This is a genomic window from Serratia sp. Sp408 (genome assembly GCF_057180665.1).
In genome coordinates, this window is record NZ_JBXUFT010000009.1 from 37,095 (window position 1) to 49,829 (window position 12,735).

Sequence of the window (12,735 nt, forward strand, 5' to 3'; positions counted from 1 at the left end):
GAACAAAATTGAACCGTATTGCCAATCAGGCGCGCAGTTGCCGCACCAGATCGGTGGCCACATCACGCGCCTGACGATCAATGTCTAAGACCGCGTCGACGCACGTCGGTTCCTGCAAAGCCAAACCTTCGACGACTTTTTGGTTAACCGTGGCAATATCGGTAAAGCGAATCTGCGTCTGCAAAAACGCCGCCACCGCCACTTCGTTGGCGGCATTGAGCGCGGTAGTCGCCGCCTGCCCGGCATCACAGGCAGCAATCGCCAGATGCAGGCAGGGATAACGTTCACGCTCGGGCTCGGCGAAGGTCAGCGCGCCAATGCGGCAGAAATCCAGGGCAGCGACGCCGGAATTGACCCGCTGTGGATACGCCATCGCATGGGCTATCGGCGTACGCATGTCCGGGGTTCCCAGTTGCGCCAGTACGCTGCCGTCGGCATAGCGTACCATCGAATGGATCACCGATTGCGGATGCAGAATCACTTCCATCTGTTCGGCTGAAGCATTGAACAGCCAGCGGGCTTCAATGTATTCCAGACCTTTATTCATCATGGTGGCGGAATCGACCGAGATCTTGCGTCCCATTGACCAGTTTGGATGGGCACAGGCCTGATCCGGCGTCACCGCGGCAAACTGCGCCAGCGGCAGGGTACGGAACGGGCCGCCAGAACCGGTCAACACGATGCGTGACACACCATGATCTTCTAATGAAGAGTACCCCAACTGTCGCTGGATGCTCTCAGGTAAACTCTGAAAAATGGCGTTATGTTCGCTATCGAGCGGCAATAACTGGCTGCGACTCTTGCGTACCGCATCCATAAACAGGCGACCGCAGGTGACCAGCGATTCCTTATTGGCCAACAATACCTGTTTGCCGGCGCGGATCGCCGCCAGCGTGGGCAGCAGCCCGGCAGCGCCGACAATGGCGGCAGTGACCTGATCGACGTCGTCCAGCGCCGCCAGTTCGCACGCTGCCTCCACGCCTGCCAACACGTCGGTTGCGACACCGTTTTCCGCCAGGATACGGCGCAATTCCCGCGCGGAGGCTTCATCGGCCATGGCGGCATATGCCGGGCGGAACTCCAGACACTGCTCTGCCATTACCGCCACATTGCGGCCGGCAACCAGCGCCTTGATGGCGAAACGTTCGGAATTTTCCCTGACAACGGCCAGCGTGCTGGTGCCGACAGAGCCGGTGGAACCAAGAATAGTCAGTTGCTTCATGAGTTCGCTCTGAATAACTGTCTGAGGAGATCGGAGGTGTTCCAGTGTGAAACCTTGTACACCCGTTGTCATGATCTTTCAGTACGATGTAACGGGATCTGCGCCACAAAAAACAAAGCGCCGCCTGGGCGACGCCTGTTTCTCGTGCAAGCCGATTAGAACTCCATCAGCTCTTTTTCTTTGTCTGCCAGAGCGGCATCGACCAGCTTGATATAAGCATCGGTCATTTTCTGAACATCGTCTTGCGCGCGACGTTCTTCGTCTTCGCTGATTTCCTTGTCTTTCAACAGCGCCTTGATCTTATCGTTGGCGTCACGGCGAACGTTACGCACCGACACACGGCCCTGCTCTGCTTCACCGCGTACCACCTTGATCAGATCCTTACGGCGTTCTTCGGTCAGTGCCGGCAGTGGCACACGAATGTCGGAACCGGCAGACGACGGGTTCAGGCCAAGGTCGGAAGACATGATGGCCTTTTCGACCGCCGGGCTCAGCGAGCGGTCAAACACGTTGATTTTCAGCGTACGGGAATCTTCCACGGTGATGCTGGCCAATTGGCGCAGCGGCGTGGCAGCGCCGTAATACTCCACCATGATACCGTCGAGAATGCTTGGCGAAGCGCGGCCGGTGCGGATTTTGCTGATTTGGTTTTTGAATGCTTCAACGCTTTTTTCCATGCGTGTGTCAGCATCTTTTCTGATGTCGTTAATCACGTTGCGAACCCTTGAAAGCTGGTTACTTGGCAGGCCATTTTCCCCCTGGGTATTCCATCGCACATCACCGCTGGCTGCAACGTTGATCCTGGCGCTTAACGCTCCAAGCGCCGAAGTCCCGTACTGCCGACAAGATGCGCGGTGAAATCCTTTGGGTAGGTAATTATAGCCCGTGAATTTTACTCAAGGGGAACAGACGGCGCAGCGCACCGTCACTCCCCGCTAAATCAGGTTGAACGGCAATTATTTGCCGATCAGCGTACCTTCGTTTTCGCCCATCACGACGCGGCGCAGCGCGCCCGGCTTGTTCATGTTGAACACGCGAATCGGCAGACCGTGATCGCGCGCCAGCGTAAAGGCGGCCAGATCCATCACTTTCAGTTCGCGTTCCAGCACGTCTTGATAGGTTAACTGTTCGTACAGCGTCGCATCCGGGTTTTTAACCGGATCTGCGGAGTATACACCATCTACTTTAGTCGCTTTCAACACCACGTCGGCTTCAATTTCGATCCCACGCAGGCAGGCAGCAGAGTCAGTGGTGAAAAACGGGTTGCCGGTACCGGCAGAGAAGATAACCACACGGTTATTACGCAGCAGGCTGATTGCCTCTGCCCAGCTGTAGTTGTCGCACACGCCGTTCAGCGGAATGGCGGACATCAGGCGGGCGTTCACATAGGCACGGTGCAGTGCATCACGCATAGCCAGGCCGTTCATCACGGTAGCCAGCATTCCCATGTGGTCGCCCACTACGCGGTTCATGCCGGCTTGCGCCAGGCCCGCGCCGCGGAACAGGTTGCCACCGCCAATAACTACGCCCACTTGAATTCCCAGTTCGACCAGCTCTTTTACTTCCTGAGCCATGCGATCCAAAACGCTAGCGTCGATACCAAATCCTTCTGCGCCTTGCAGGGCTTCGCCACTCAGTTTGAGCAGGATACGCTGATATACGGGTTTTGCATTGGTTGCCATGGTTATTCTGTCCTAAGCAGCAGTAATGGTATTGGAGGTTTCAGCCGATGAAATGCGCCTGCGCAGAGTATAACCCGGCAGGGCCGCCATCGGTGTAAATCTGGCTGGAGTAACACATACCCGACAGCATTTTTTATGAGGGGTATAAAATGGAACCGCCCGGAGGCGGTCCCATTAACAGGCATTAAGACTGTTTGCTCATTGCTGCAACTTCGGCAGCAAAGTCGGCTTCAACTTTCTCGATGCCTTCGCCCACTTCGAAGCGGATGAAGTTAATCACGTCAGCGTTGTGCTCTTTCAGCACCTGGCCAACGGTTTTGCTTGGTTCGATAACGAAAGGCTGACCGGTCAGAGAAACTTCGCCGGTGAATTTCTTCATGCGGCCTTCAACCATTTTCTCAGCGATTTCTTTCGGCTTGCCAGACTGCATCGCGATGTCCAGCTGAACCTGGTACTCTTTTTCTACCACGTCGGCAGACACGTCTTCAGGCTTGACGAATTCTGGCTTGCTGGCAGCAACGTGCATGGCAATTTGTTTAACCAGTTCTTCGTTAGCGCCTTTAGCGGCAACCAGAACACCGATACGCGCGCCGTGCAGGTAGCTGCCCAGCACGTCGCCTTCCAGAATGGAAACGCGACGAATATTGATGTTTTCACCGATTTTTGCCACCAGAGCAACGCGTTCTTCTTCGAACTGTGCCTTCAGGACTTCAACGTCGGTTACTTTGCCAGCAACGGCTGCATCCAGCACTTTGTCAGCAAATGCCTGGAAACCGGCATCTTTGGCAACGAAGTCGGTCTGGCAGTTAACTTCCAGGATCACGCCGAAGTTGCCTTCGATCTTGGTTTTGATCACGCCGTCAGCAGCCACGTTGCCTGCTTTTTTCGCCGCTTTGATCGCGCCAGACTTACGCATGTTTTCGATTGCCAGCTCGATGTCGCCGTTGGATTCAACCAGCGCTTTCTTACAATCCATCATGCCTGCGCCGGTACGCTCACGCAGTTCTTTTACCAGAGCAGCGGTAATATCAGCCATTTCTTTATTCCTCGGTTATCTCGCTCGGAGATTTACCCTTCGTCTTTCGCGTCACCGCGGCGTTGGCTGCCTTTTCTCACCTTGACCACCTGGCTCGCCAGGCGCCTGGAGATTCGTGCAGTCTCCGCTCTGCCGCAACCCGAAATCTTTTGGGCAGGGTTCTCATTTAGATAAGCAAAGGGGGCCTTTAAGGGGCCCCCCTAACCAACATATGTCAATACCTGGTTAATAAGGGCTCGAGTTCGAGCTTGCCTTATTATTCAGCTTCTACGAAGCTTTCTTCCGCCTGAACGGCCAGATCTTGAGAACGACCTTCACGGACGGCAGCAGCAACGGCGGTCAGGTACAGGTTAACTGCACGGATTGCGTCGTCGTTGCCTGGGATGATGAAGTCAACGCCGTCTGGATCGGAGTTGGTATCAACGATAGAGAATACCGGGATACCCAGGTTGTTGGCTTCTTTGATCGCGATGTGTTCGTGATCGGCATCGATAACGAACAGAGCGTCTGGCAGACCACCCATGTCCTTGATACCACCCAGAGAGTTTTCCAGCTTGTCCAGTTCACGAGTGCGCATCAGCGCTTCTTTCTTGGTCAGCTTGTCGAAGGTGCCGTCTTGAGACTGAGTTTCCAGATCTTTCAAACGTTTGATGGACTGACGAACGGTTTTCCAGTTAGTCAGCATGCCGCCCAACCAGCGATGGTTCACGAAGAACTGGTCGCAGTTGTTTGCAGCTTCTTTTACCGCTTCGCTTGCAGCGCGTTTGGTACCAACGAACAGGATCTTGCCTTTACGGGAAGAGATCTTGGTCAACTCAGCCAGAGCTTCGTTGAACATTGGTACGGTTTTTTCCAGGTTGATGATGTGAACCTTGTTACGAGCGCCGAAGATGAAAGGCTTCATTTTCGGGTTCCAGTAACGGGTTTGGTGACCGAAGTGTACACCAGCCTGGAGCATGTCGCGCATGGAAACAGTTGCCATGATTAAACCTCTATAGATTAGTTGGGGTTATGCCTCCACGTATCCCATAACGCCGACCCCAGCATGACGATGTCACCCGAGGCACCCCGGCGGATGTGCCGATACGTGTGTGTTATTTACACAATGTGAGTGCAGTTAAAGTATTTTCGGCCATATCTGTCGTCGTCACAAGAACGAACTCACCGATCGCCGGCGCGCTTTATACCATAAACCGGCCACACACTCCAACTTTTGTTGCATTATCGTCGCGTTGCGGTCTGGCCGCGCGCAAATGAAATTTGGCAGCCTATCGGCGGGCTGATACCATAAGAGACTGCTTCCTATTCTTATTGTTGTCGGCATTATCGACACTCCTGCGGACGAATTTCATGGCAATTTCTATCAAAACCCCTGATGACATCCAAAAAATGCGCGTGGCCGGCCGTCTGGCTGCCGAAGTGCTGGAAATCATCGAACCCCACGTCAAACCCGGTGTCACCACCGGCGAGCTGGATCGCATCTGCCACCAGTACATCACCGAAAAACAGCAGGCCATCTCTGCCTGCCTGGGCTATCACGGCTTCCCAAAATCGGTGTGCATTTCTGTCAACGAAGTGGTGTGCCACGGCATCCCAAGCGATGACAAGTCGCTGAAAGACGGCGATATCGTCAACATCGACGTTACCGTCATCAAAGACGGCTGGCATGGCGATACCTCTAAAATGTTCCTGGTGGGCAAACCGACCATTCTGGGTGAGCGTCTATGCCGCGTCACGCAGGAAAGCCTGTATCTGGCGTTGAAAATGGTCAAGCCGGGCATTCGCCTGCGCACGCTGGGCAAAGCCATCCAGCAATTCGTCGAAGCGGAAAAATTCTCCGTGGTGCGTGAATATTGCGGGCACGGTATCGGCGAAGTATTCCACGAAGAACCGCAGGTGTTGCATTACGACGCCGACGACGGTGGCGTGGTGCTGCAGGCCGGTATGGCGTTCACCATTGAACCGATGGTCAACGCCGGTGATTACCGTATCCGCACCATGAAAGATGGCTGGACGGTAAAAACCAAGGATCGCAGCTTGTCGGCGCAGTATGAGCATACTATTGTGGTCACTGATAACGGCTGCGAAATAATGACGTTGCGCAAGGATGACACCATCCCCAACATCATTACGCATGAGATGTAAGTGCGGCGTCAACGCACTGCGAATGCATGACAGGCCGGCTTACGCCGGCCTTTTTTATGGGCCATCAAATGTCAGATAACTTCCGTGAACAGACCGCCCCGGTAACCTCTCCGCAGGCCGCACCAATGCAACCTGACTACCCCAACGTCTACGGCGATGAGGAAATCAACTGCGCCGCATTAAAACAGCGGCTGGAACAGTTTCAGCTATGGCTGGCGGCGGCATTTGACGCCGGTTCGAGCGCCGAAAGCCTGGTGGCGGCGCGCAGCGAGTTTATCGATCGCCTGTTGCGCCGGCTATGGACCTTCTACGGCTTCGACACGCTGACCGAAACCGCGCTGGTCGCGGTCGGCGGCTACGGCCGCGGTGAACTGCATCCCTTGTCGGACATTGATGTGCTGGTGCTGAGCCAGCAACGCCTCAACGACGGCCAGGCGGCACGCGTCGGCGAATTCATCACCCTGCTGTGGGATCTGAAACTGGAAGTCGGCCACAGCGTGCGTACGCTGGAAGAATGCCTGCTGGAAGGCCTGGCGGACTTGACCGTGGCCACCAATCTGATCGAATCGCGCATGATCTGCGGTGACGTCGCGCTGTTCCTGCAAATGCAGAAGCACATTTTCAGCGACGGTTTCTGGCCGTCGCCGCAATTCTTCCATGCAAAAATTGCCGAACAGCAGGAGCGCCACCAGCGCTATCACGGCACCAGCTACAATCTGGAACCCGACATCAAAAGCAGCCCCGGTGGCCTGCGGGATATCCACACCCTGCTGTGGGTCGCCCGCCGTCACTTCGGCGCCACCTCGCTTGACGAAATGGTCGGCTTCGGCTTTTTGACTCAGGCGGAACGCAACGAACTGAACGAATGCCAGAGCTTCCTGTGGCGCATTCGCTTCGCGCTGCACCTGATGTTGACGCGCTACGACAATCGGTTGTTGTTCGACCGCCAGCTCAGCGTGGCGCAACTGCTGCGTTACCAAGGCGAAGGCAACGAGCCGGTTGAACGCATGATGAAAGATTTCTACCGCATGACGCGTCGCGTCGGCGAACTCAATCACATGCTGCTGCAGCTGTTTGACGAGGCGATTCTGGCCCTGGACGCCACGGAAAAACCGCGACCGCTGAACGATGATTTCCAACTGCGCGGCGCCTTGATCGATCTGCGTGATGAAACGCTGTTTATCCGCCAGCCGGAAGCCATTATGCGGATGTTTTACCTGATGGTGCGTAACCGCGAGATCAAGGGCATCTATTCCACGACCGTGCGCCAGCTGCGCCATGCGCGCCGCCATCTTAAACAGCCGCTGTGTACCATTGCACAAGCGCGCGAACTGTTTATGGCGATCCTGCGCCATCCGGGCGCGGTATCGCGTGCGCTGGTGCCAATGCATCGCCACAGCGTGCTGTGGGCCTACATGCCGCAGTGGGGCAAAATCGTCGGCCAGATGCAGTTCGATCTGTTCCATGCCTATACCGTAGATGAACACACCATCCGCGTGCTGCAAAAGCTGGAAAGCTTTGCCGATGAAGAGACCCGCCCGCGCCACCCGCTGTGCGTCGAACTGTATCCGCGCCTGCCGCATCCGGAACTGTTGCTGATCGCCGCGTTGTTCCACGACATCGCCAAAGGGCGCGGCGGCGATCATTCGATACTCGGCGCGCAGGACGTGATCGAGTTCGCCGAACTGCACGGCCTGAACTCGCGCGAAACCCAACTGATTTCCTGGCTGGTGCGCTGCCACCTGCTGATGTCTGTCACCGCACAGCGCCGCGATATTCAGGACCCGACCGTCATTCAGCAATTCAGCGCCGAAGTGCAAAGCGAAACGCGGCTGCGCTATCTGGTGTGCCTGACGGTAGCCGATATCTGCGCCACCAATGAAACACTGTGGAACAGCTGGAAGCAGAGTCTGTTGCGCGAACTGTATTTCGCCACCGAAAAACAGCTGCGTCGCGGCATGCAAAACAGCCCGGATCTGCGTGAGCGCGTGCGCCACCACCGTTTGCAGGCGCTGGCTCTGCTGCGCATGGACAATATCGACGAGGAGGCGTTGCACCGCATCTGGAGCCGTTGCCGCGCCGATTATTTCCTGCGTCATTCGCCAAACCAGCTGGCCTGGCATGCCCGCCACCTGCTGGTGCATGACTCCACCCAGCCGCTGGTACTGGTCAGCCGGCAGGCGACGCGCGGCGGCACCGAGATCTTTATCTGGAGCCCGGACCGCCCTTACCTGTTTGCCGCCGTCGCCGGCGAAATGGATCGCCGCAATCTCAGCGTGCACGACGCCCAGATCTTCACCAATCGCGACGGTATGGCGATGGATACCTTTATCGTACTGGAGCCGGACGGCAGCCCACTGGCGCAGGATCGCCACGCGGCAATTCAGCAGGCGCTGCTGCAGGCCATTACCCTACGGGATTACCAGCCGCCGCGGGTGCGCCGCCCCTCGTCAAAACTGCGGCATTTCAGCGTGCCGACCGAAACCAGTTTCCTGCCAACCCACACCGATCGGCGTAGCTACCTCGAATTGACCGCGCTGGATCAGCCCGGTCTGCTGGCCCGGGTCGGCGAAGTGTTCGCCGATCTGGGGCTTTCACTGCACGGCGCGCGCATTTCCACCATCGGCGAACGGGTTGAAGACTTGTTTATCCTGGCGGACGGCGATCGGCGAGCCTTGAATGCCGAGACGCGCAGAAAGTTGGAACAACGGTTGACAGAGGCCCTCAATCCAAACGATAAAATGTGATATACCCATCATCTTGCAAACGGCAGCGTTGTTGGCTGCCCTTACTCACCCCAGTCACTAACTGACGTAAGTACTGGGGACTCGTGCGGCTGCCGCCTAACCGCCACTCGAAATCTTTTGGGTAAACAAGTAACCTTTAGCTAAACATTATCAGGACGAGAACAGAATGCAGCAATTACAGAACGTTATTGAAAGCGCCTTCGAACGCCGTGCAGACATCACGCCGGCAAACGTAGACAGCGTCACGCGCGAAGCGGTAAACCAGGTCATCGGCCTATTGGACAGCGGCGCGCTGCGCGTGGCCGAAAAGATCGACGGCCAGTGGGTCACGCATCAATGGCTGAAGAAAGCGGTGCTGCTCTCTTTCCGCATTAATGACAACATCGTGATGGACGGTGCCGAAACCCGCTATTACGACAAGGTGCCAATGAAGTTTGCCGACTACGACGAAGCGCGTTTCCAGCAAGAGGGCTTCCGCGTTGTGCCACCGGCCAGCGTACGCCAGGGCGCGTTTATCGCACGCAATACCGTATTGATGCCGTCCTATGTCAACATCGGTGCTTACGTTGACGAAGGCTCGATGGTCGATACCTGGGCTACCGTCGGCTCTTGCGCACAGATCGGTAAAAACGTTCACCTGTCCGGCGGCGTCGGCATCGGCGGCGTACTGGAACCGTTACAGGCCAACCCGACCATCATTGAAGACAACTGCTTCATCGGCGCACGCTCGGAAGTGGTCGAAGGCGTGATCGTCGAAGAAGGCTCGGTGATCTCCATGGGGGTTTACCTCGGCCAGAGCACCAAGATTTACGATCGCGAAACCGGCGAAGTGCATTACGGTCGCGTACCGGCCGGCTCGGTGGTGGTTTCCGGCAACCTGCCATCGAAAGACGGTTCCTACAGCCTGTACTGTGCGGTCATTGTGAAGAAAGTGGACGCCAAAACGCGCGGTAAAGTCGGTATTAATGAGTTATTACGCACTATCGACTAAACTTGAACGGCGGGTGATTCACCCGCTATTTTTTTGCCTTGATGCCAGTCACAGTCGCAGTACCGTCTTTTCACCATAATAAACCGTGAAATAAACACCATTAGAGGGGCGCTGTATGTACGATAACTTGAAAAGCTTGGGTATAAATCAACCGGAAGATGTCGATCGTTATAGCCTGCGACAGGAAGCCAATAACGATATTCTCAAGATTTATTTCCGCAAGGATAAAGGCGAGTTCTTCGCCAAGAGCGTGAAATTCAAATATCCACGTCAGCGCAAAACCGTGGTGGCGGACAACGCAGGACAGGGTTACAAGGAAATCCACGAGATCAACCCGAACCTGCGCTATGTGATCGACGAACTGGACCAGCTGTGCCAACGCGATCAGGTCGAAGTCGATCTGAAACGCAAGATCCTGGAAGATCTGCGTCATCTGGAAGGCGTGGTCTCGAACAAAATCGCCGAGATCGAATCCGATCTGGAGAAGTTGACCCGCGGTAAGTAAAAATTATAGCCCTCTGGTTATTCGAGGGCTAGTTTCACCAGCTATAACCGAGTATTGGCAATGACGGTTAAATGATGCACCGTCGACGCTGACAAATTTACCCTTTCCTTTACATCAAAGCCGGTTAATCATATATCGCGTCACAACGTTATTTCTATGCCATAAACCACGCTCTGTTTTATGACCAGTACTCCACTGGCAATCGATATACCGTGGGATATTTCTTAGCGAAAAAACATACGCCAGTTAACGATAAAAATATCCGTTGTTTTTATATATTTGAATTAATCAGCCTATTATTTCCCATTCCTCTAGGTTATATATTTTACTCAATCAACTCACTGCTGAATATACATTGAAAGCAACTCTTATTTATGTCGCCACCTCGATGATAGCTATACATTATTTATGTGATAGAACAAAAAGAAAATAAAGAGCATGCAGCAGCTCAAGCCTGATCAAATTGGCCTTGTCCGCGGTGGAGATACCGATTCTGGCTATGAAGGCCGCGGTTATTCAGCGGTCACGAGGGATACAACACCGGGAGCAATTGCAGGTGGTTGCCGTTCAAGGTTTACCTGGTGGAGCAGCGGGTGTTGGAATAGGAGCTGGCGTGATTGAAGCGACTCGATTTTATAATATAAATTGTGGTGATAATAATTCAGGAACACTGGGTGGGAATTCGAGTCGCCACAGCGTTAATGGACAATGCCGCGGGTAATTCAAGTTCAGAATAAATTAAGGCGCGAATCATGGATTAACGCGCCTTTTTTATTATTTCAGCAACGTGCCCCAGTGCTCTACCCAAGGGCAGGACGCCACTTCCGGTTCCGGCTGTTCTATGGCGTCAATTTCCAGCATCTCGCCTATCCGGGTCGCGCCCTGCTCTTGCAACAGTGCATCAAACGCCCGACCGGCGCCACAGAAGTTATCGTAGCTGCTGTCACCGAGAGCGATCAGGCCATATTTCAGTTCCGGTTGAAAACCAACCTCATCGCGAATGGCAGCAAACAGCGGTGCGATGCTGTCCGGCAAATCGCCTTGTCCGGTCGTTGAGGTAATCACCAGCGCATAATGCTGGCGATAATACTGCCAGGCTTCGAGCGTGCCTTCTTCGAACAGCTTGACCTCGTGGCCCTGCTCGCCAAGGATAGTTTCCGCTTCTTCCGCTACCAGCAAAGCATTGCCATACACCGTTCCAACGAAAATACCGACCTGAGCCATCGCTCCAACTCCCTTCCTGAACTGTAAAAAATTACCGGCTATCCTGACCGCTCGCGGTTGGAAACTCAACCCCGGCAAGCTCGGGTAGCACAGATAGCCAGCCAAACTGTGACATTACCCGCTGCCAGGTGTCATCCCAGCGCGCGGAAATGCATAACGGCTGGCCGGTCACCGGGTGTGTGAATTGCAAATGGCTGGCGTGCAGCATCAGCCGCGAACTGCCAAAATGCTGTGCCATACCGCGATTTTGCCGCAGGTCACCGTGCTTGCTGTCGCCGATAATCGGATGGCGCAGGTGCGTCATATGGCGCCGCAACTGATGTTTACGCCCGGTTTCCGGCTGCAGCTCCATCAGACTGTAGCGTGCGCTGTCATAACGGCCAATCGCCACCGGCATTTCGACCTGTGCCAGCGGCCGATAATGCGTGACCGCCGGCTGCGGCTCCTTGTCCTGCTCGGCAAACTTATCGGCAATCTTGTCCCTTTCCTGGGTCAGTGGATAATCCAGCCGCGCGCCTTGCGTAACAAAACCACGCACCACCGCATGATAGGTTTTCTGCACCTGATGCTGCTCAAACTGCTGTGACAGCAGGTGGGCCACCTCGCTGGATAGCGCCATCAGCAACACGCCAGAGGTCGGGCGGTCGAGACGATGCACGGTGAACACGTGCTGGCCAATTTGATCGCGCACGGTTTGCATCACGAAGACCGTTTCACGGCTGTCGAGCCAGCTGCGGTGCACCAGCCAACCTGCCGGCTTGTTTACCGCTACCAGGTATTGATCCTGATAAAGAATTTCAAGCATTAGCCGGGCTCTTTATTCAGCGTATTGTCCAGACGCTGCAACAGCACCAGCAGCGGCAGACAGTTTGGCTGCTTGTCTTTCAGCGCTTCCTCGAAATACGGCGTAATGGCAAAGCGGGTCGGCAACGGCGCACCGGCGTCCAGCAACGCATACATCCGCGGCAACAGCACCCATTGCAGCCACTCTTCCGCCAGCATGCTGTCGACGCAAAATGGCTCGGTGCTGCTGAACGCTTCAGGCGCAGGCGGCGACACCTGCCACAACGCCAAATCCCGCATGGATTGTTCTATCGCCTGCAAATCGTGGCGAACCTGATTTTGTATACTCATCTGCATTCCCGATCCGGTTAAACCATGGTAATCAGCGCGCTGGCTGAAA

At 55.2% G+C, this 12,735-nt stretch carries 12 protein-coding genes; 4 read left to right on the forward strand and 8 right to left on the reverse strand.

Annotated features, from left to right (window positions below; all coding sequences use genetic code 11):
* Positions 1-25: 25 nt before the first annotated feature.
* The 5 genes from ispC to rpsB all read right to left on the reverse strand — a co-directional run bounded on the left by ispC (position 26) and on the right by rpsB (position 4,922).
* A complete protein-coding gene (gene ispC / locus AC2AXP_RS20275; protein ID WP_039991811.1) occupies positions 26-1,222 on the reverse strand; it encodes a 1-deoxy-D-xylulose-5-phosphate reductoisomerase in 1,197 nt (398 codons plus the stop codon).
* A gap of 155 nt (positions 1,223-1,377) precedes the next feature.
* Positions 1,378-1,935, reverse strand: coding sequence for a ribosome recycling factor (gene frr / locus AC2AXP_RS20280; RefSeq protein ID WP_039991810.1), 558 nt, complete (start codon positions 1,933-1,935; stop codon positions 1,378-1,380).
* Positions 1,936-2,178: 243 nt separating this feature from the next.
* Positions 2,179-2,904, reverse strand: coding sequence for a UMP kinase (gene pyrH, locus AC2AXP_RS20285; RefSeq protein ID WP_004959220.1), 726 nt, complete (start codon positions 2,902-2,904; stop codon positions 2,179-2,181).
* 184 nt (positions 2,905-3,088) lie between these two features.
* Positions 3,089-3,940, reverse strand: coding sequence for a translation elongation factor Ts (gene tsf, locus AC2AXP_RS20290; RefSeq protein ID WP_088499771.1), 852 nt, complete (start codon positions 3,938-3,940; stop codon positions 3,089-3,091).
* A 256-nt stretch (positions 3,941-4,196) separates the two neighbouring features.
* A complete protein-coding gene (gene rpsB, locus AC2AXP_RS20295; protein ID WP_004959211.1) occupies positions 4,197-4,922 on the reverse strand; it encodes a 30S ribosomal protein S2 in 726 nt (241 codons plus the stop codon).
* A 368-nt stretch (positions 4,923-5,290) separates the two neighbouring features.
* Between rpsB and map the strand changes: the two genes are divergently transcribed.
* The 4 genes from map to AC2AXP_RS20315 all read left to right on the forward strand — a co-directional run bounded on the left by map (position 5,291) and on the right by AC2AXP_RS20315 (position 10,328).
* On the forward strand, positions 5,291-6,085 hold the full coding sequence (gene map / locus AC2AXP_RS20300) for a type I methionyl aminopeptidase (RefSeq protein WP_004959210.1): 795 nt from the start codon (positions 5,291-5,293) through the stop codon (positions 6,083-6,085).
* A gap of 68 nt (positions 6,086-6,153) precedes the next feature.
* Positions 6,154-8,832, forward strand: a complete 2,679-nt coding sequence (gene glnD / locus AC2AXP_RS20305) for a bifunctional uridylyltransferase/uridylyl-removing protein GlnD (RefSeq protein ID WP_039992591.1) — start codon at positions 6,154-6,156, stop codon at positions 8,830-8,832.
* A 166-nt stretch (positions 8,833-8,998) separates the two neighbouring features.
* Complete coding sequence (gene dapD / locus AC2AXP_RS20310) at positions 8,999-9,823, forward strand: 2,3,4,5-tetrahydropyridine-2,6-dicarboxylate N-succinyltransferase (protein ID WP_004959206.1); 825 nt, start codon at positions 8,999-9,001, stop codon at positions 9,821-9,823.
* A 115-nt stretch (positions 9,824-9,938) separates the two neighbouring features.
* On the forward strand, positions 9,939-10,328 hold the full coding sequence (locus tag AC2AXP_RS20315) for a DUF3461 family protein (protein ID WP_004959202.1): 390 nt from the start codon (positions 9,939-9,941) through the stop codon (positions 10,326-10,328).
* A 774-nt stretch (positions 10,329-11,102) separates the two neighbouring features.
* On the opposite strand, the gene AC2AXP_RS20320 is transcribed toward AC2AXP_RS20315, so the two are convergent.
* Genes AC2AXP_RS20320 through AC2AXP_RS20330 form a run of 3 tightly spaced genes read right to left on the reverse strand, consistent with a single transcriptional unit; the run spans position 11,103 to position 12,686 of the window.
* Positions 11,103-11,552 carry a flavodoxin gene (locus AC2AXP_RS20320; RefSeq protein WP_198773917.1) on the reverse strand — a complete coding sequence of 150 codons (450 nt, stop codon included), beginning with the start codon at positions 11,550-11,552 and terminating at the stop codon, positions 11,103-11,105.
* A 31-nt stretch (positions 11,553-11,583) separates the two neighbouring features.
* A complete protein-coding gene (gene truC / locus AC2AXP_RS20325; protein ID WP_004959198.1) occupies positions 11,584-12,357 on the reverse strand; it encodes a tRNA pseudouridine(65) synthase TruC in 774 nt (257 codons plus the stop codon).
* Positions 12,357-12,686, reverse strand: coding sequence for a YqcC family protein (locus tag AC2AXP_RS20330; protein WP_039992590.1), 330 nt, complete (start codon positions 12,684-12,686; stop codon positions 12,357-12,359). Before AC2AXP_RS20330 ends, truC begins: the two co-directional genes overlap by 1 nt.
* Positions 12,687-12,735 lie beyond the last annotated feature (49 nt).